This is a genomic window from Pseudomonas sp. WS 5027 (assembly GCF_012985695.1).
Lineage (GTDB): Bacteria > Pseudomonadota > Gammaproteobacteria > Pseudomonadales > Pseudomonadaceae > Aquipseudomonas > Aquipseudomonas hygromyciniae.
In genome coordinates this window covers 62,638-81,986 of record NZ_JAAQWU010000016.1, presented here as the reverse complement: position 1 = coordinate 81,986, position 19,349 = coordinate 62,638, and the positions used below count along the sequence as shown (strand labels likewise).

The following is a 19,349-nucleotide window of genomic DNA, read 5'->3' as shown; positions in this document are numbered from 1 at the left end:
CTTAAATTCAGTTAAGCATCGTCACCACGCTTAAAAAAGTGGCATATACGCCTAACTGCCGGCGCTTTCACCCTCTAGCGGGCACAGCAGGCGCCGCTGCAATACGGCCTGCAAAAGCTCGAAACGCACCGGTTTGAGCAACTGTTCGCTAAGGCCGATGCCGTGACAATGCTGGCGTGCGCCGCCTTGCAGGGAGTCACTCAAAGCGATCACCGGCAGCTCAGCACAGCCGGGCAAGGCACGGATCTGGCAGCACAGGGAGAAGCCATCCTCGGGCACATCCAGCAGCACCGCATCAAACGCCCCAGCCTGCAGCATGGACAGGGCCACGGGGCCACTGTCCGCCACTTTCACCCGGTAACCCAGCTTGAGCAACATGCCGCGCAAGACCAATTGCGTGACGTTGTTGTCGTCCACCAGCAGTACCGTGCAATCCTGTGGCGCGCGGTGCAGCTCCACCGCCCGGGCCGGCTCCGGCGGCACCGCAATGACGGCCACCTCCAGCTGGAAACGGCTGCCTTTGTGCGGTTCGGAGTGATGGGTCAAGCGCCCGCCGAGCAATTCGATCAACTGCCGGCAGATCGCCAGGCCAATGCCCAGGCCGCCATATTCACGGGTGGTCGAGCCATCCACCTGGAAGAAGCGCTGATACAGGGTCGCTTCATCCAACTGCGCAAAGCCGATCCCGGAGTCGGTGACGATAAAAGTCAGATCCAGATGGCCATCAGCCCGGGGCACGCCCACCACCCGCAGGCGCACGGCGCCTTCATGGGTGAACTTGAACGCGTTATCCAGCAGGCATTCCAGGCACTGCATCAGCTTGCCTGCGTCGCCCTCCAGGCGATCCGGCAATTGGCCCGCCACATCAATGGAAAACTCCAGGCCCTTGCCTTGGGCATTCCCCTGGAACTGCTGGCGCAAGGTATCGAGCACCCCGCGCAGGCTGAACACTTGCGGCTGCGCGCTAAGGCGCCCGGCTTGCAATTCGGTGAGGGTGAGGATGCCATTGACCATGCGCATCATGTCCCGCGCCGAGCCGGCGGCGGTGTACTGGTATTGCGCCAGGTCGCCGGCCAGGGGCACGGTCTGCATCAACTCCAACGAACCGATCACCCCATTCATCGGCGTGCGCAGTTCATGGGTCAGGGTCGCGAGGAATTCGTCTTTCAACTGGTTGCTGTGGGCCAGTTGCTGGTTGAGCACTTCCAGTTTCTGGCTGGCATCAAACAGGATTTGCGCCTGCTGTTCGCGCATCGCGTTGATCCGATCAGCCAAGGCCAGGGACAACAGGGCGACTTCGATGGCCGAGCCGATCTGGCTCGAATACATGGTGAGAAACACATTGGGCAAGTAGCCCAACACCATCATCGTGTTGACCACCCCGCCGATCAGGAACGCCGACCAGGCGATGATGAAATACCGTGCCACGCGCTGGCCGCAGCACCAGGCCCGGATCCCGGCGACAAAGATGGTCACGGTAAAAACCAGGGCCAGCGCGGTCGCCAGGCGCAGGGCCAGGGCGTAGCTGGTCATCAGCGACAACAACATCACCACCGCCCCCGTGCCCACCAGCACCAGCAGCAGCCGGTCCAGCCAGCGACTATAAAGGGCGGTGTGCAGGAAGCTGCGGGCAAACAGGCTGCCGAACAACGCTGACGCGCCGATCAGGAACGGCGTCGCCGCATTCGCCCACCAGGGGTTGTCAGGCCAGAAGTACTCCACCGCCGCGCCATTCACCGAGAGCTGGTACATGCCGAACGAGGCGATATAGAAGATGTAATAGAGGTAGCTGGTGTCGCGCACGCTGAGGTAGATGAACAGGTTGTACACCAGCATGCCCAGCAGCACGCCATAGATCAGGCCCAGCACATAGAGGCGCAGCGGCTGGTCTTCCAGGTACGCAGTGCTCGACCACAGGGTCAACGGCGCCTGGATCGAACCTTCGCTTTGCAGGCGCAGATAGAGCGTTTTCTGTTCACCGGCCTTGAAGTCGACAGTGAACAAGTAATTGTTCTGGTGAATCTCACGGCTGGCAAAGGGCAATGCGTCCCCGGTGCGCCCGGCCAGGCGGTAGCCACCGGCACCATCGGGAACGTACAACTCCAGATGATCAAGGGGCGGATAGGCCAGCTCCAGCAGCCAGGTGCGCTGGGCCTGGGGATCCTTGGGCAGGTAATGCAGGTCGACCTTGAGCCAGAACGCCGAGCGTGAATAGCCGGCATTGAGGGTGTCTTTATCATGGCGGGTGTAACGACTGGCCAGTACCGCAGAACGGGCATCGGCGATGGTGACGCTACCACTTGGGTCTTCGAGTACTTGCATGACCCGGCCCAAGGGAAGGCTTCGGGTAGTTTCATTGAACTCAACGGCGCCGGCCAACATCGGCAGCCCACACAAGAGAAACATCAGCAAATAGCGCATAGAGCCCCAGCGTGGCCTGTCCGGTTATGTCAAAAGCCCCCCATTCCTTTTGAGAAGACGTACACCGGCGATACATTAAGTTGTTTGGATCCACTCTAGCATAGCCGCTAAAGGCCAAAAGACACCATTGAAATAATTTTTTGAAAGGCTCTAGAACGGGCCTTTCAGGGCACCAAGTGCTGGAACTGAATGATAGCCCGTAGCCATCTTCCCAAGTGTTTCCGCCGGAAATACATGCGTTGCCCGACAGCCACGCAAAAAGCGTTTGGTGGTAAGCTCGCGCACCATGAATATCTACAGCTCTCGCCCCGTTGTCCTCTGTCTCTCCGGCCATGATCCCAGTGGTGGCGCCGGCTTGCAGGCAGATATCGAAGCCCTGCTCGCCCAAGGCTGTCACGCAGCCCCGGCCGTGACCGCGCTGACCGTACAGAACACCGTGAATGTCAGCGATTTCCGCGTGCTCGATCGCGAATGGGTGTTGGCCCAGGCCAACGCCGTGCTTGGCGACTCCGAAGTCGCGGCGGTCAAGTTGGGCATGCTCGGTTCCACCGTGATGGTGGATACCGTGGTCGAACTGCTGCAGCAGCACCCCCACCTGCCGGTGGTCTGCGACCCGGTGCTGCGCGCCGGTGGCGGTGGCAGCCTGGGCAAGGATGAAGTCGGCTATGCGATGCGCGAGCGGTTGTTGCCGTTGTCGCTGATTGCCACGCCCAACCTGCCTGAGGCACGCATCCTCGCCGAACTGCCCGATGGCACGGCAGACGAATGCGCCGACAAACTACTGCCGTTCATCAAGCACCTGTTGATCACCGGCGGCCACGGCGACGAGCATGAGGTGCACAATCGCCTGTACAGCCGCGACGGCACGCGCCACACCTTCACCTGCCAACGCCTGCCAGGCAGCTATCACGGCTCCGGCTGCACCCTGGCCAGCGCCCTCGCCGGTCGCCTGGCCCAGGGCGAAGGCCTGGCCAGCGCCGTGGAGTCGGCACTCAATTACACCTGGCGCACCCTGCGGGACGCCGAACAACTGGGCCAGGGGCAATTTGTGCCGCGGCGCCTGCCACTGGATTTCTGTTCGTAACACCAAGGGGCCTGCTCGATGAAACTACGTGGCCTGTATGCCATTACCGACAGCCAACTATTGGCCGGTAAGTTCCTGTCCTACGTCGAGGCCGCGCTGGAAGGCGGCGTGACCTTGCTGCAATACCGCGATAAAAGCAGCGACGATGCCCGTCGCCTGCGCGAAGCCGAAGCCCTGCGTAACCTGTGCTCGCGCTACAAGACCCAGTTGATCATCAATGATGACGCCGAACTGGCCGCGCGCCTTGTCGTCGGCGTCCACCTGGGCCAGACCGACGGCCCACTGACCCCGGCCCGGGCGTTGCTGGGGCGCAATGCAATCATCGGCTCCACCTGCCACAGCCAGATCGAACTGGCTGAACAGGCCGCGCGCGAAGGCGCCAGCTATGTTGCCTTTGGCCGCTTCTTCAATTCCAGCACCAAACCCGGCGCCCCGGCAGCCACCCTCGAAATGCTGGCCCAGGCCCGCGCCCGCTTGCAGGTGCCGATCTGCGTGATTGGTGGTGTCACCCTGGAAAACGCCGCGCCGCTGGTGGAGCACGGTGCCGATCTGCTGGCGGTGGTCCACGGCCTGTTCGGTGCCGACAGCCCCCAGGAAGTGACGCGCCGCGCCCGCGCCTTCAACGAACTCCTCAAATCCTGAATTCAGAGAGCCTGCCCATGTCTCGTTCCGAAACCCTGTTTGCCAATGCCCAGAAACATATCCCCGGCGGTGTGAACTCCCCCGTGCGCGCGTTCAAGAGCGTTGGCGGCACCCCGTTGTTCTTCAAGCACGCCGAAGGCGCCTACGTCACCGACGAAGATGACAAGCGCTATGTGGACTACGTAGGTTCCTGGGGCCCGATGATCCTCGGCCACAGCCACCCCGACGTGTTGGACGCGGTACGCAAGCAACTGGAGCACGGCCTGTCCTACGGCGCGCCAACCGCCATGGAGACCGAGATGGCGGACCTGGTGTGCGCCATCGTGCCGTCGATGGAAATGGTGCGCATGGTCAGCTCCGGCACTGAGGCGACCATGAGCGCAATCCGCCTGGCCCGTGGCTTCACCGGCCGCGACAGCATCATCAAGTTCGAAGGTTGCTACCACGGCCATTCCGATAGCCTGCTGGTCAAGGCCGGCTCGGGCCTGCTGACCCAGGGCGTACCGAGTTCGGCCGGCGTGCCGGCGGCATTTGCCAAGCACACCCTGACCCTGCCGTTCAACGACATCGCTGCCGTCGAAAAAATGCTCAGCGAAGTCGGCCAGGACGTGGCGTGCATCATCGTCGAGCCGGTCGCCGGCAACATGAACTGCGTGCCACCAGCGCCGGGTTTCCTCGAAGGCCTGCGCGAGCAGTGCGACAAGCATGGCGTGGTGTTGATTTTCGACGAAGTGATGACCGGTTTCCGCGTCGCCCTCGGCGGTGCCCAGGCTTACTACGGCGTCACGCCGGACCTGAGCACCTTCGGCAAGATCATTGGCGGCGGCATGCCAGTCGGCTGTTTCGGCGGCAAGCGCGAAATCATGCAGCACATCGCGCCGCTGGGCCCGGTCTACCAGGCCGGCACCCTGTCCGGTAACCCGTTGGCCATGGCCGCCGGCCTGACCACCCTGCGCCTGATCAGCCGTCCGGGCTTCCACGCCGAGCTGACCGACTACACCACGCGTCTGCTCGACGGCCTGCAACAACGCGCCGATGCGGCGGGCATCCCGTTCGTCACGACCCAGGCCGGTGGCATGTTCGGCCTGTATTTCAGCGGTGCCGATGACATCGTGACCTTTGACGATGTGATGGGCAGCGATGCCAACCTGTTCAAGCGTTTCTTCCACCTGATGCTCGAAGGCGGTGTGTACCTGGCACCGAGTGCCTTTGAGGCCGGCTTCACCTCCATCGCCCATGGCGACGCCGAGCTGAAACTGACTCTGGACGCCGCCGAACGTGCCTTCGCCGCACTGAAGTAAGCCAGCCACAACCTGACGTCGCCCCTGGCGGCGTCAGATTTGCTACCTTGCTTACAGAAATTTCCTTCTTTTTTCGAGAAATCACCTGCAATCCGGCAGATAACTTGCCCATGCAGCAGAAAAACGAGTAAAGACTTTGTAAGCAGGGGCCTGCTTATTTCATAATGCGCGCTTATTGGATCCCCACGTGGCTCCACGCGCCCCGTCAGAGGTAAGTCGATTCCCATGAAACGCACCGGCCGCACCCTGGTTCTGGGCTGCCTGTTGCTCCTTCAACCGCTGCTTGCACTTGCACAAGCGGGCGGCAACTCGTTGTTGATCCCAGCGATGGGTCGTTGCACCCTCAATACTCAGCCCGACAGCCAGGCCGAGGCGCTGAGCGCCTGCCAAACGCTGGCCGATGGCGGGGATGCGCAGGCGCAATACGAGTTGGGCGAATTCTTCTACGACGACAAAAACCCTGCCCGCGACCTGAACAAGGCCTTGAGCTTCTTCGAGAAAGCCTCGTTGCAGGGCCATGCCCAGGCACAGTTCAAGCTGGGCAGCATGTTCTTCCATGGCGAAGGCGTGCCGGCCAATAACGTGCAGGCGTATATCGTGCTGAAAATGGCCGCAGTCAACGGCGCCGAAGACGCGCTGGACACTGCCGACGAAGTCGCCGAACACATGCAGCGCGATGAATTGGAAGTAGCCACCCAGGTGCTGGGCCAGATTTTCCGCAACTACCTGCAGGAATTGCAGAGTGCGGATGGGCGTTCGCCTTTCTCGCCACTGCCCTGACTTCAGGGCGATAACAGATACCCCTGTCGATAGGCCTTCGCGCCAGCGACATGGGCAATCGTCATACCCGCCGTCGCCATTCGTCGCACAGACCGGACATATAAGAGCCCTGCCCGCGCACAAGCGACGGGTGTCACGCGGTCTGTGATCGGATCGATAACATCCGCCAGGATCTGCCCCGCTTCCAGGTAATCTCCCACCTGCGCGCAAAACACCATCAAGCCTCCCACCGGGCTCTGCACCGGCTCTACCCCCGCCAACGGTGTTGGCGGGTTGAGCAATGGCGGAAGCGGCGGCGCCTGGCCATCAATCGCGCCGCGCAGAATCAGGTAGTTGATCAACCCCTGGCAATCCTGCCGCGCAAGCCCGTGATCCACATCGGCGACACCCCGCAACTCCACGGTCACAGCGAACCCAGGGGCCGAAAAGCACCCGGCAAACCGCGCCTGCATCTGCTCCCAGAACAACGTAAAGCACTCATCGAACGATTGCCCACCTGCCTCCTTGGCCAAAAAACAGGCCCTGGCGCCCAGGTAACGGGCCAAGGGCTCCACATGCGGCCAGGAATCCGGCGACAGATACAGGTGCTGCACGGCTTCGAAATCACAATGCAAGTCCAGCACTATATCGGCGTCACAGGCCAGCGTTTGCAGGGTCAAGCGCATGGATTGCAGCTGCGTGGCCGGTACTTGGCTGGCAAGCGTTTGCAACAAAGTCGAACGGATCAGTCGCAGATTGCAGGCGGGGTCATCGCCCAGCAAGCCTTGCACGCGATCGCCGACCTGCTGGCTGACATCCAGGAAGAAACGATTGAAGTTCTCCCGACTGTCGTTATCGAAGCGCCCCTGCGGCACATCCATCAACACTTGCTCCAACCCCAGCGGGTTGGCCACCGGTACCAACACAACCGACCAGCGCAATAACCCTGCCGCTTCCAGGCACGCCAGTTGCTGCTTCAGGTGCCATAAAACCAGCATTCCCGGCAGTTCATCGGCGTGCAGGGACGCCTGGATATACACCTTGCCCGCCGCCTTGGCCGGGCCGTAATGAAAGCTGTGGATCTGGCGCGTCGTACCCGGTACGCCCGCCAGCAAAGGGTGCCTTTGAGTCTGCATATCGGTCTCCTATCGGCCCGCATCCAGAAAGCGCAGCCAACGTCGTTCAGCCAGGCGAAACAGCCCAACCAAGACAAAGGTCACGCCGAGGTAGAGAACCGCAGCGAAACCAAAGGATTGGAAGGTCAGGAAGGTGGCGGCGTTGGCATCCCGGGCAACCTTCAGGATGTCCGGCACCGTGGCCGTGAACGCCAACGTGGTGGAATGCAGCATGAAAATCACTTCATTGCTGTAGTAAGGCAATGAGCGGCGCAAGGCCGAAGGCATGATCAGGTGGACATACAGCTTCCAACCGTCAAACCCCAGGGACCGTGCGGCTTCGATTTCACCGCGAGGCATCGCACGAATGGCGCCCGCCAGTATTTCCGTGGTGTAGGCCCCGGTATTCAGGGCGAACGCCAACAGCGTGCAGTTCAGCGCCTCGCGGAAAAACCCGTCCAGCAACGGCTGTTCCCGCACGGCGGCGATGCTGTAGATACCGGTGTAGAAAATCAGTAACTGGATATACAGCGGCGTGCCGCGAAACACATAGGTAAAACCTTGCACCGGCCAACGCAGCCAGCGGCGGCCAGACACCCTGGCGATGGACAGCGGCAGTGCCAACAGCAAGCCTAAACACAGCGAGGCACTGGTCAGCCATAGGGTCATGGCCAGGCCGGTAACTTGTTGACCGTCTGAATAGATGAACGGCCGCCAGTATTCCAGGATCAGCTCAATCACCTTGAAGCCTCCTGTACACCGGCCCCGTAGCGGCGCGCCAACCAGCGCAAGATGGCGTTTGAAATGCTGCTGAGCAACAGGTAGATCAGCCCTGCCAGTATCAGAAAGGCCAGCAGTTGCTGGCTGCTTTTTCCTGCCTCCTGGGCCACCTTTACCAAGTCCGCCAAGCCAATGATCGAAACCAGCGCCGTAGCCTTGAGCAAGACCATCCAGTTATTGCCCAGTCCCGGCAGCGCGAACCGCATCATTTGCGGGAATATCACATGCACAAAGCCCTGGCTGAAGGTCATGCCCAGGGCTTTGGCGGCCTGGAACTGGCCGCGGGGCACTGCCAGCAAGGAGCCACGAAAGGTTTCGGTAAAATAGGCGCCGTAGATAAACCCCAGAGTGAGTACGCCAGCGGCGAAGGGATCGATTTCGATGTAGGCCCAGCCCAGCGCTTGCGTCAGACGACTCAAGCCCGTTTGCACCCCATAGAAAACGAAAAACATCAACAGCAGGTCCGGCACGCCGCGGATCAGCGTGGTGTAGAGCTGCGCGCAGAGTCGCAAGGTTCTGACCCTGGAGAGCTTGGCACCGGCACCGATCAGGCCGAATGCCAGCCCCAGCAACAGGGACAACAGCGCCAGTTGCAGGGTGACCCAGACGCCGCGCAGCAACAACGGCGCAAAACCTTCCAGGGTCGAGGCGAATTGAGTGAAGGTAGGTAGCATGGTTGCGCCCTCGCTGATCATTGACCGCTGAACATATCCACACCCGGGAAGTAGTGTTCCTGCAACCGGGCATAGGTCCCGTCGGCATGGAGCGCGGCCAATCCTTTGTCGAGCAGCGTTTTCAACCTGCCATTGCCCTTGGCAATGCCGATGGCGCTTCGGGAGGGCATCAACTCGCTTTCAATCAAAGGTCCCAGCACGAAATTCGCGCCTTGGGTGGAACGCAAAAATCCGCTTTGTGCCTGCTGCGCATCTTGAAGGGAGGCTTGCAAACGCCCCGCGACCAGATCGGCATACACCTGCTCCTGATCGGCATAAGCCACAATTTTCACACCCTGCGGCGCCAGCACTTGCCGGGCGTAGGCTTCCTGGGTACTGCCCTGCAAATAACCCACGGCAGTGCCGCGGGAGAGCTCAGTACCTGGCCGGAACACCATGGCGGAAGGGCTGGAAAAGACCTCCGAGGAGAAATCAATGACTTTCTGTCGCGCGTCAGTGACCGTCATTGAAGCCAGGATCGCATCGATTTTTCCCGCGTTCAGGCTCGGGACCAGTCCATCAAAGTCGCTCTCGACCCACTGACAGCGAACATTCAACTGTTCACAAATGGCATTACCGATATCAACTTCGAAACCTGCCAAAGTTCCTTTATTGTCTTTATAGGCAAATGGGGCATAGTTGGGATCGGCACCGAAGCGGATAACCGCATACTCGTTGGCAAAAGTTGGAAACGTCATAAAGAGTGCGGCGAATAACATCAGGATTATTTTTTTCATTATTGTCTTCCTCGTTATTGATGAAACAGCGGAACGAACTACACCTCGATATAGGGGACTTCTCTGCGTACAACCAGGGAGTCAGCAGGCACATCAAACTCTCGTGCCATTCGATGCCCCGAATACACGGCTGCGGCAATCGTGCCTGGCGCCACGCAGTCGCCGATCAACTTCAGTGTGCTGATACCGGCTGCGTGCACCCGTTCAGGTGCGTTGACCAAGGCCTGATACAAGTCCTGCTCGGGCTCGCGGGAGGTAACCAACAACAACGATGCAGCGGGGATGAAGCGTGTGCGGTCGGTGTACACGCAGCTGGCGACCAAGCCTTGCGGCGTACACCGCACTAGCGTATGGGACGGGACGATCGTGATATTCAATTCCAGCAGGCGCCGCTGGATGCGATGTTGTTCAAGGGTGTTGTGAGTCCAGGCGGCCACATCCGCCGCCGGAGTGACGAATATCACCTCCACGCCCCGCGCCACCAAGTGTTCGGCCAGCACGCTGCCCATGTAATAGTGATCGTCGTCGAACAGCAGCACCGGCGACGGTGGCAGGACACCGGCCATCAGGTCGTCCGGCGTCAGCACGGGCAGGCACTCCAGGCCCGATAATGATTGACGCAGGGAACGCCCCAGGCCGTCCCGCCGCCAGTGCGAGCCGGTGGCGATAAACACATGCTCGGCAGCGAAGTCCAGGACGTCCTGGGCCTGCAACGGGCTTTCCCGATAAATCTCAACCGATGCCAGACGGCTCAACGCATCCAGTCGATAGTCGATCACCCGCGCCCAACTCGCCAACCCCGGGAGTTTTGCCTCCAGCGCTACGCGCCCGCCCAACGTGCGCTGGCTGTCAGCCAACGCCACTTCCATCCCGCGCGCCCCCAGAATTCGCGCGCACTCAAGCCCTGCGGGGCCGGCCCCGACCACCAACACCCGCCCGGGTTGCTGCGCACACTTGACCGACTCGGGGTGCCAACCACGTCGCCACTCCTCACCCATGGTCGGATTCTGCGTGCAGCGCAAGGGCGTGCTGGTGTGGTCGCCACTGACACAGATATTGCAGCCGATGCACTCACGAATCTCCTCCGCGCGCCCCTCTTCAATCTTCTTCGGCAAGAAAGGGTCGGCAATCGAAGGGCGGGCGGCGCCAATCAGGTCCAGCACGCCACGGCGGATCAGAGAGACCATAGTGTCCGGCGAAGTGAACCGCCCTACGCCCACCACGGGCTTACGGGTCATGGCCTTAAGCCCCAAGAGAAAGGCCTCTTGGTAACCTTCCGAGGCAAAGCGCGCCGTCACGCTGTCGTTGGACCAATCGGCAACGTTGACATCCCACAAGTCTGGCAAGTCGGCCAGCATCGAAAAGATCTCAGCACCTTCGCCCTCGCGACTCAGGCCGCCAGCCATGTGTTCATCCACCGCCAGGCGTACCGCAACGGCGCACCGATCACCCACGGCATCGCGGGTGTCCTCAATCAATTCGCGTAACAGCCGCACGCGATTTTCCAGTACCCCGCCGTACTCATCGGTGCGGCGGTTATTGCGCGGCGTGAGGAAATGGAACGGCATGCCCAGGTCATGCCCGGCGTACACGTAGATAATGTCAAACCCCGCCTCCCGCGCCCGCAGCGCGGCGGCCCGGTGCATGACCCGCAATTGCTGGATATCGGCCCGGCTCATGGCCCGCGCCTGTACCGGGTCATAACCACGCACCGGCGTATTGGACGGTGCCCAGGGAATTTCCCGGCTGTAGCGGTTGGGCGCGGAATAGCCATTGAACGCCAACTCCACGCCGGCCAGTGAGCCGTGCTGGTGGACCGCCTCACACATGCGTGCCAGCGCCGGAATGTCGCGCTCGTCCCACAGGCGCGCCTCAATGTAGGGAGAGAACTCACTGAGTGGGCTGATTTCACATTCTTCCGTACAGACCACACCCCACCCGCCTTCGGCCTTTATGCCGCGCATGCGTGCCATGGCCGAGGGATGCACATGGCCCATGCCATTACAGTGGGGAACTTGATAAAAGCGATTACGGGTGCGCACCGGGCCAATTTGTACCGGCTCAAACAGAACGTCATAGCGAGGATCGCGCACAGGGCTACTCCCAAACAAGTAAGTTCGTTGATGGCTGCGTTAGAAAAAAACTCGACGTTAACTAATGGGTAGTGTTTAACGGGGCAATAGGATACGAATGCAGATCCATTTCAGGATCGCTTTTTTTCGATTACCCATTAAGTAAAAAGCAGGCGTAAAGTGCGGCTGAAGTTCGGAAAGTCTCACGGCGTTTTATTATTTATGTATTCAGGGCCTGCTCTCTGCATAAACAAAATCTGCTATTTTTCAAACAAAATGTCTATGCATTAGAGCGCAAAATCGGAAACACCCTACAAAATAATTGAATACTACTTCTCAGGCATCGGCATCGGAAATGGCATGACATTGCTCATGCCCCGGGCCTCGCTGATTTTCGGCGTGCCCAGGCGCTCGACTTCATCGATGCGCACGATCGAATGCATCGGCACAAAACTGCGCACCACGCCTTCGAACTGGGCCTTGAGCTTTTCCTCGCCCGGATCGACGACCAGTTGCGTGCGCTCGCCAAAGACGAACTCTTCCACTTCCAGGAAGCCCCACAGATCACTTTGATAGATCTGCTTGGCGTACATTTCGAACACCTGGCCCTGGTTAAGGAAAATCACCTTGTAGATTGGAGCTTCACGTTTGGTCATGGGGGGCGGGCAGCACATCGGCGGATATAAAGGAGGGCGCGAACTATAGCATGGCACCCGATGCACAGTGCTAGGAACCAATGGGCATGCCCCCTATAATGCGCGGTTCTTTACCACCAGTTGACGATTCCCATGGCCAAGAAGCTTTACATCGAAACCCACGGTTGCCAGATGAACGAGTACGACAGCTCGCGCATGGTCGATCTGCTGGGTGAACATCAGGCCCTGGAAGTCACGGCTCGCGCCGAAGATGCCGACGTGATCCTGCTCAACACCTGCTCGATCCGCGAACGGGCCCAGGACCGGGTCTACTCGCAACTGGGCCGCTGGCGCGAACTGAAACTGGCCAACCCGGAGATGGTGATCGCCGTCGGCGGTTGCGTAGCCAGCCAGGAAGGCGCCGCCATTCGCGACCGCGCGCCCTATGTCGACGTGGTCTTCGGCCCGCAGACCCTGCACCGCCTGCCGGAAATGATCGACGCCGCGCGCATTACCAAGCTGCCGCAGGTGGACGTCTCGTTCCCGGAAATCGAAAAATTCGACCACTTGCCCGAGCCACGCATCGACGGCCCGAGTGCCTATGTGTCGGTGATGGAGGGTTGCAGCAAATACTGCACCTTCTGCGTGGTGCCTTATACCCGTGGCGAAGAGGTCAGCCGCCCGTTCGACGACGTGCTGGCGGAAATAATCCACCTGGCCGAAAACGGCGTGCGGGAAGTCACCCTGCTGGGGCAGAACGTCAACGGTTACCGGGGCCAGACCCATGACGGGCGCCTGGCGGACCTGGCCGAGCTGATTCGCGTGGTCGCGGCGGTGGACGGTATCGAGCGCATTCGCTACACCACCTCGCACCCCCTGGAGTTCTCCGACAGCCTGATCCAGGCACACGCCGAAGTGCCGGAACTGGTCAAGCATCTGCACTTGCCGGTGCAATCGGGCTCCGATCGCATCCTGTCGGCGATGAAGCGCAACCACACGGCGCTGGAATACAAGTCCAAGCTGCGCAAACTGCGCGCCGCCGTGCCGGGCATCTGCATCAGTTCGGACTTTATCGTGGGCTTCCCCGGCGAGACCGAGAAAGACTTCCAGCAGACCATGAAGCTGATTGAAGACGTCGGTTTCGACTTCTCCTACTCCTTCGTCTACAGCCAGCGCCCCGGCACCCCGGCCGCAGACCTGGCGGACGAAACCCCGGAGGACCTGAAAAAGGAACGCCTGAACGCGCTGCAACATCGCCTCAACCAGCAAGGTTTCGAGATCAGCCGACAAATGGTCGGTTCGACCCAGCGCATTCTGGTCACCGATTACTCGAAGAAAGACCCGGGCGAATTGCAGGGGCGTACCGAGAATAATCGGATCGTCAACTTCCGTTGCGATAACCCGACGCTGATCGGCCAGTTCGCCGATGTGCACATCGACGCGGCGCAACCGCACTCGCTGCGCGGCTCGTTGATCCAGTAACCGATCAATACTCCTGACTGATGGAGATCAAAATGTGGGAGCGAGCTTGCTCGCGAAAGCGGTGGATCAGTGATAGATACATTGACTGACACACCGCTATCGCGAGCAAGCCCGCTCCCACATGGGAACCGCGCAGCATTCCGATAACTTAAGTGCTTTCGCACACCGGCAGCTGGCGTTATCCTCTATTTCACCTAAACAGCTAAAGGGCGGCTAAAAGCAACCTTGAACGCACCCATAGCAGAACCCCATCGTTTCCTCCTCGAGCCGTTTGAGGCTCGTCGTTTCGCCAATCTGTGCGGACAGTTCGACGAGCACCTGCGCCTGATCGAACAACGCCTGAGCATCGAGATCCGCAATCGCGGCAATCAGTTCGAGCTCATTGGTGAACCCCAGCACACCACGTCTGCAGAAAACCTCCTGCGTCGCCTCTACCGTGAAACCAAGGGTAGCGAGCTGTCGCCGGAAACGGTGCACCTGTACCTGCAGGAGTCGGCCGTGGAAGACCTGGCCAACAACCCGGTGGCCGAAGCCAGCGTGGCGCTGCGGACCAAAAAAGGCATGATTCGCCCACGGGGCTTGAATCAGCAGCGCTACGTCAAGGAAATCCTCGGCAACGACATCAACTTCGGCATCGGCCCGGCCGGCACGGGCAAGACCTACCTGGCCGTGGCCTGTGCAGTAGATGCCCTGGAGCGCGAACAGGTGCGACGCATCCTGTTGGTGCGCCCGGCAGTGGAAGCTGGCGAGAAACTGGGCTTTCTGCCCGGCGACCTGGCCCAGAAGATCGACCCGTACCTGCGCCCGCTGTACGACGCGCTGTATGAAATGCTCGGCTTCGAGTACGTGGCCAAGCTGATCGAGCGCCAGGTGATCGAGATCGCCCCGCTGGCCTATATGCGCGGCCGCACCCTGAACAACAGCTTCATCATCCTCGACGAAAGCCAGAACACCACGGTCGAGCAGATGAAGATGTTCCTGACTCGTATCGGTTTCGGCTCCACCGCCGTGATCACCGGCGATATCACCCAGGTCGACCTGCCCAAGGGCACCAAGTCGGGCCTGGGCCAGGTCATCGAAGTGCTCAAGGATGTGCCGGGGATCAGCTTCACCCACTTCATGCCCAAGGACGTGGTGCGTCACCCGCTGGTGCAGCGCATTGTCGAGGCCTACGAGCGCTTCGAACACCGCGACGACGGCCTGTCGAAGGACAACCGACGCGATGCTTGAGCTTGACCTGCAACTGGCCACCCAAGCGCCAGCCCCCAGCGAAGCACAGTTCCGCCAATGGTGCGCACTGGCCCTGCGCCAGCGCACCGCCGACTCGGAACTGACCATCCGCCTGGTGGATGAACCTGAAGGCCGCGAGCTCAATCACACCTGGCGCCAGAAAGACTACGCGACCAATGTGTTGTCGTTCCCCGCCGATGTACCGGATGAACTGCTGGATATCCCGCTATTGGGTGACCTGGTGATCTGCGTCGCAGTGGTGGAGCGCGAGGCAAAGGAACAAGGCAAGGCGCTGGAGGCCCACTGGGCCCACCTGGTCATGCACGGCTGCTTGCATCTGTTGGGTTACGACCATATAGATGATGAAGAAGCCGAAGAAATGGAAGCACTGGAACGAACGTTGCTTGCAGAGTTGGGTCATCCTGATCCCTACGCCGACGACGAACACTAATCGACACTCAACTGAAACAATCAAGGATTTAGAGTAATCGCTATGAGCGAAGACCGATCGAGCAACGGGCAAAAGTCATGGCTGGGTAAACTGACCCAGGCTTTTGCCCACGAGCCGAAAAACCGCCAGGAGCTTCTGGAGCTGCTGCGCGAGGCCCATCAGAACAAGTTGCTGGACAGCGAAGCGCTGGCCATCGTCGAAGGCGCCATCCAGGTGGCTGACCTGCAAGTTCGGGACATCATGGTCCCGCGTTCGCAGATGATCAGCATCAAGGCGACCCAGACCCCACGGGAATTCCTCCCAGCCGTGATCGACTCGGCGCACTCGCGCTACCCGGTGATCGGCGAAAGCCATGACGACGTCATGGGTGTCCTGCTGGCCAAGGACTTGCTGCCGCTGATCCTCAAGGAGAACGGCGACAGCTTCAACATCAAGGACCTGCTGCGTCCTGCGACCTTCGTTCCTGAATCCAAGCGCCTGAATGTGCTGCTGCGCGAATTCCGCGCCAATCACAATCACATGGCCATCGTCATTGACGAGTACGGCGGCGTCGCCGGCCTGGTGACTATTGAAGACGTGCTGGAACAGATCGTCGGCGATATCGAAGATGAACACGACGTCGAAGAAGACAGCTACATCAAGCCGCTGCCTAGCGGGGATTTCCTGGTCAAGGCGCTGACGCCGATCGAGAACTTCAATGAGTTCTTCGATAGCGAATTCTCCGACGATGAATTCGACACTGTCGGCGGCCTGGTGATGAGTGCATTTGGCCATCTGCCCAAGCGCAACGAAACCACCGAGATCGGTGCCTATCGCTTCCGCATCCTGAATGCCGATAGCCGTCGCATCCACCTGATCCGCCTGACACCTATTGCCCGCTAAGGACTGATATGCGCCGTCTCACCGCACCCGGCTGGCCCGGTAACCTGCTGGCCGTGGTGGCCGGTGCTATCACCACCCTGGCGCTGGCGCCATTCGATATCTGGCCGCTGGCGCTGGTGGCGGTCGGGGTGTTCTATGCCGGCATGCGCCAACTGACACCGCGCCAGGCCTTCGCGCGTGGCTGGTGTTTCGGTTTTGGCCTGTTTGGCGCGGGCACCAGCTGGATCTACTACAGCATCCATCACTTTGGCGGCGCTTCGGTGTTGCTGGCCGGGCTGTTGATGCTCGCCTTCACCGCCGCGATCGCCCTATTCTTTGCCCTGCCAGCCTGGCTCTGGGCACGCTGGATCCGCCGTAACGAAGCGCCCCTGGCCGATGCCTTGGCGTTTGCCGCGCTGTGGGTGGGCCAGGAAGCGTTTCGCGGCTGGTTCCTCACCGGGTTCCCCTGGCTGTACTCCGGTTACAGCCAACTCGACGGCCCCCTGGCAGGGCTCGCGCCGCTGGGCGGGGTGTGGCTGATTTCGTTTGCCCTGGCCCTGAGCGCTGCGCTGATCGTCAACCTGCCCCGCTTGCTGGCGGCCCGGCGCAACGTGTTTGTCGGCGCCGGCCTGGTACTGCTGGTGGCACCGTGGGCCATTGGCCTGGCGCTCAAACACCACGCCTGGACCAGCCCCGCTGGCGAGCCGCTGACCGTCGCCGCGATTCAGGGCAATGTCGAACAGAGCATGAAGTGGGATCCGGCGCAGCTCAACGAGCAGCTGGCGCTGTACCGCGACATGAGTTTTGCCTCCAAGCGCGTAGACTTGCTGATCTGGCCGGAAACCGCCGTGCCAGTACTCAAGGAGTCCGTCGAGGGCTATCTGGGGATGATGGGCAAGTTTGCCGCCGACCGGAACGGCGCGATGATCACCGGCGTGCCGATCCGCCAGGAAGTGCGCCATGAAAAGCGCTACTTCAATGGCATCACCGTGGTCGGCCAGGGCGACGGCACCTATCTGAAGCAGAAGCTGGTGCCTTTTGGCGAGTACGTCCCGCTGCAGGATGTATTACGCGGCCTGATTGCGTTCTTCGACCTGCCGATGTCGGACTTTGCCCGCGGCCCTGAAGACCAGGCGCTGCTGCAAGCCAAGGGCTATCAGATCGCGCCGTACATCTGCTACGAAGTGGTCTACCCGGAGTTCGCCGCCAGCCTCGCCGCCCGCAGCGACTTGCTGCTGACCATCAGCAATGACACCTGGTTCGGCACTTCCATCGGCCCCTTGCAGCACCTGCAAATGGCCCAGATGCGCGCCCTTGAGGCCGGCCGCTGGATGATTCGCGCCACCAACAACGGCGTGACCGGCCTGATCAACCCATACGGGCAGATCACCGAGCAGATCCCGCAGTTCCAGCGTGGCATCCTCTACGGCGAAGTGGTACCGATGCACAACCTGACGCCGTACCTGCAATGGCGTTCGTGGCCGCTGATCATCCTGTGCCTGGGGCTGTTTGGCTGGGCGCTGCTGGCCGGGCGCATGGCCAAGACCGTCTAAGCAGAAAAACACAAAACCCAATGTGTGCGGGCTTGCCCGCGATGGCAGTAGGTCAGTCAAGTATCCAATAACTGACACACCGCCATCGCGGGCAAGCCCGCTCCTACATGTTGATGTGCGGCGTTAACGGTAGAACAGACGGTAACCTACCTGTCCCACCGCCTCATTGATCAACTGCCCGCTCTGCCAGATCGACTTGAACTCGGGCATCCAACCGCCCAGTGGCCGGGCATTGTCCACCCCCAGGAAGCCGACCGGCGCCGGTACCACGGTAAAGCCGGCCTTCTCGAAGCTCCACACCGAACGGGGCATATGCCAGGCCTGGGTCACGACCACCACGCGCTTGATGCCCTGGGGCAACAGGATCTCGGCACTCATCTGCGCATTTTCCCAGGTAGTGCGGCTGCGCTCTTCCTTCCAGCGCACGGCCACGCCAAAGTCTTGCTGCATCGACACCGCCATCAACTCCGCCTCGCTGGGCGGCGTGCCATAGTGCAGGCCGCCGGTGGTCAGCACCGGCAGCCCCGACGCCTTGGCCAAGCGCGCTGCATAACGCTGGCGTTCCAGGCCGACACCGGTCGGTTGGTCTGCGCCCCAGGCCGGATCACCCCGCTCACGACCCGAGCCCAGCACCACAATGGCATCGGCCCGCTGCGCCAGGCTGGCCCAGTCTTCCACGGCCAGTGGCGGTTCGGTTTCCAGGGTGCGTGCACCCCACTCCACCATCACCGGCAGGCTGATCAGCCACATCCCGCCAAACCCCAGGGCAAAGCACAGCCCCGCCAGGCGCGGACGGGTACGCCGAAACCACCAGGCAAGCGCCAGCAACAGCAAGAGAATGCCGGGCGGCAGCAATAATTGTTTGATGAAATAACGAATAGGCATCGAGCATCTCCAAAGATGCTCGAAGCCTAAGGTGTAACGGGGTTTAGCGACAATCTTTACAAGCGGTGGATAACCCTGATCAGGTCACTTGAATCGCACAGACCGTAGCTTTTCCGGGCCGCGGCCGGCCGACAAGTCCTTGAGCCATACCACCTTGGACGATCGCACCGGCTCCCTGGCTGGCACAGGAGCCACCCATTGCGGGATTGGGTGCACGTTCAAGTCCAGGTAGGCCTTGATCACTTCAAACTCTGCGGGGCTCAAACCTCGCAGCTCCAGCTCATCAGGCCGTTCGTCACGCAATCGGCCAGCGGTTCTTGCTGCGTCCAGTGCTCGACCCAAGCGGTCGATCAGTCCTTCATACACGTCAGGTTTCGTTCTCATTCGCTGCGAATCAACCATCCCCTCACCTCATTAAAGATAAGTCTCACTCCCCAATAAACAGCGTAGCTGCACTGACGCAACCAACCGCGCGCCGCGACCAACGGCCTGCGCTGCGTAATCAGGGTTTCCCTCGATAGAGTGGGGTCATGTATGCTACGGCGCTTCCTGTAACTCCACTTCCCGCAGGGTTTGGGCACGGACGCGCCGCTTTTTGGTGTCGATCAACCCGGACAATGCACCGAAG

18 protein-coding genes are annotated in these 19,349 nt (G+C 60.7%); 9 read left to right on the top strand and 9 right to left on the bottom strand.

Annotation, left to right across the window (positions count from 1 at the left end; all coding sequences use genetic code 11):
* Positions 1–51: 51 nt before the first annotated feature.
* The gene (locus HBO09_RS19650; protein ID WP_169997645.1) at positions 52–2,421 is read right to left on the bottom strand and encodes a 7TM diverse intracellular signaling domain-containing protein; all 2,370 of its coding nucleotides are present in this window, start codon (positions 2,419–2,421) and stop codon (positions 52–54) included.
* A 286-nt stretch (positions 2,422–2,707) separates the two neighbouring features.
* On the opposite strand from HBO09_RS19650, the gene HBO09_RS19645 reads away from it, so the two are divergent.
* From HBO09_RS19645 to HBO09_RS19630, 4 genes are all read left to right on the top strand, one after another.
* A complete protein-coding gene (locus tag HBO09_RS19645; RefSeq protein ID WP_169997647.1) occupies positions 2,708–3,505 on the top strand; it encodes a hydroxymethylpyrimidine/phosphomethylpyrimidine kinase in 798 nt (265 codons plus the stop codon).
* Positions 3,506–3,523: 18 nt separating this feature from the next.
* Positions 3,524–4,147, top strand: a complete 624-nt coding sequence (gene thiE / locus HBO09_RS19640; protein WP_169997649.1) for a thiamine phosphate synthase — start codon at positions 3,524–3,526, stop codon at positions 4,145–4,147.
* A gap of 17 nt (positions 4,148–4,164) precedes the next feature.
* Positions 4,165–5,448, top strand: coding sequence for a glutamate-1-semialdehyde 2,1-aminomutase (gene hemL / locus HBO09_RS19635; protein WP_169997651.1), 1,284 nt, complete (start codon positions 4,165–4,167; stop codon positions 5,446–5,448).
* Between the two features lie 225 nt (positions 5,449–5,673).
* Complete coding sequence (locus HBO09_RS19630; RefSeq protein ID WP_169997653.1) at positions 5,674–6,228, top strand: tetratricopeptide repeat protein; 555 nt, start codon at positions 5,674–5,676, stop codon at positions 6,226–6,228.
* A 2-nt stretch (positions 6,229–6,230) separates the two neighbouring features.
* Here HBO09_RS19630 and HBO09_RS19625 read toward each other — a convergent pair whose 3' ends face one another.
* The 6 genes from HBO09_RS19625 to HBO09_RS19600 form a co-directional block, all read right to left on the bottom strand.
* Complete coding sequence (locus HBO09_RS19625) at positions 6,231–7,343, bottom strand: succinylglutamate desuccinylase/aspartoacylase family protein (protein WP_169390280.1); 1,113 nt, start codon at positions 7,341–7,343, stop codon at positions 6,231–6,233.
* A 9-nt stretch (positions 7,344–7,352) separates the two neighbouring features.
* A complete protein-coding gene (locus HBO09_RS19620) occupies positions 7,353–8,063 on the bottom strand; it encodes an ABC transporter permease (protein ID WP_029292225.1) in 711 nt (236 codons plus the stop codon).
* A complete protein-coding gene (locus tag HBO09_RS19615; RefSeq protein WP_169997655.1) occupies positions 8,060–8,776 on the bottom strand; it encodes an ABC transporter permease subunit in 717 nt (238 codons plus the stop codon). Before HBO09_RS19615 ends, HBO09_RS19620 begins: the two co-directional genes overlap by 4 nt.
* A 17-nt stretch (positions 8,777–8,793) precedes the next feature.
* The gene (locus HBO09_RS19610) at positions 8,794–9,552 is read right to left on the bottom strand and encodes a transporter substrate-binding domain-containing protein (protein ID WP_029292229.1); all 759 of its coding nucleotides are present in this window, start codon (positions 9,550–9,552) and stop codon (positions 8,794–8,796) included.
* A 38-nt stretch (positions 9,553–9,590) separates the two neighbouring features.
* A complete protein-coding gene (locus tag HBO09_RS19605) occupies positions 9,591–11,645 on the bottom strand; it encodes an FAD-dependent oxidoreductase (protein ID WP_169873591.1) in 2,055 nt (684 codons plus the stop codon).
* Between the two features lie 308 nt (positions 11,646–11,953).
* Positions 11,954–12,280, bottom strand: a complete 327-nt coding sequence (locus HBO09_RS19600; RefSeq protein ID WP_003215457.1) for a DUF1820 family protein — start codon at positions 12,278–12,280, stop codon at positions 11,954–11,956.
* 132 nt (positions 12,281–12,412) lie between these two features.
* On the opposite strand from HBO09_RS19600, the gene miaB reads away from it, so the two are divergent.
* The 5 genes from miaB to lnt all read left to right on the top strand — a co-directional run bounded on the left by miaB (position 12,413) and on the right by lnt (position 17,836).
* Complete coding sequence (gene miaB / locus HBO09_RS19595) at positions 12,413–13,741, top strand: tRNA (N6-isopentenyl adenosine(37)-C2)-methylthiotransferase MiaB (protein WP_170060951.1); 1,329 nt, start codon at positions 12,413–12,415, stop codon at positions 13,739–13,741.
* A 225-nt stretch (positions 13,742–13,966) separates the two neighbouring features.
* Positions 13,967–14,971 carry a PhoH family protein gene (locus HBO09_RS19590; protein WP_029292238.1) on the top strand — a complete coding sequence of 335 codons (1,005 nt, stop codon included), beginning with the start codon at positions 13,967–13,969 and terminating at the stop codon, positions 14,969–14,971.
* The gene (ybeY, locus tag HBO09_RS19585) at positions 14,964–15,422 is read left to right on the top strand and encodes an rRNA maturation RNase YbeY (protein ID WP_169997659.1); all 459 of its coding nucleotides are present in this window, start codon (positions 14,964–14,966) and stop codon (positions 15,420–15,422) included. Before HBO09_RS19590 ends, ybeY begins: the two co-directional genes overlap by 8 nt.
* A gap of 42 nt (positions 15,423–15,464) precedes the next feature.
* Positions 15,465–16,304 (top strand): HlyC/CorC family transporter, encoded by an 840-nt coding sequence (locus HBO09_RS19580; RefSeq protein WP_005791724.1) that lies wholly within the window; start codon positions 15,465–15,467, stop codon positions 16,302–16,304.
* Positions 16,305–16,312: 8 nt separating this feature from the next.
* Positions 16,313–17,836 carry an apolipoprotein N-acyltransferase gene (lnt, locus tag HBO09_RS19575; RefSeq protein ID WP_169997661.1) on the top strand — a complete coding sequence of 508 codons (1,524 nt, stop codon included), beginning with the start codon at positions 16,313–16,315 and terminating at the stop codon, positions 17,834–17,836.
* A 123-nt stretch (positions 17,837–17,959) separates the two neighbouring features.
* On the opposite strand, the gene HBO09_RS19570 is transcribed toward lnt, so the two are convergent.
* The gene (locus tag HBO09_RS19570; protein WP_169997663.1) at positions 17,960–18,721 is read right to left on the bottom strand and encodes a YdcF family protein; all 762 of its coding nucleotides are present in this window, start codon (positions 18,719–18,721) and stop codon (positions 17,960–17,962) included.
* Between the two features lie 84 nt (positions 18,722–18,805).
* The gene (locus tag HBO09_RS19565; RefSeq protein ID WP_169997665.1) at positions 18,806–19,123 is read right to left on the bottom strand and encodes a hypothetical protein; all 318 of its coding nucleotides are present in this window, start codon (positions 19,121–19,123) and stop codon (positions 18,806–18,808) included.
* Between the last annotated feature and the right edge of the window lie 226 nt (positions 19,124–19,349).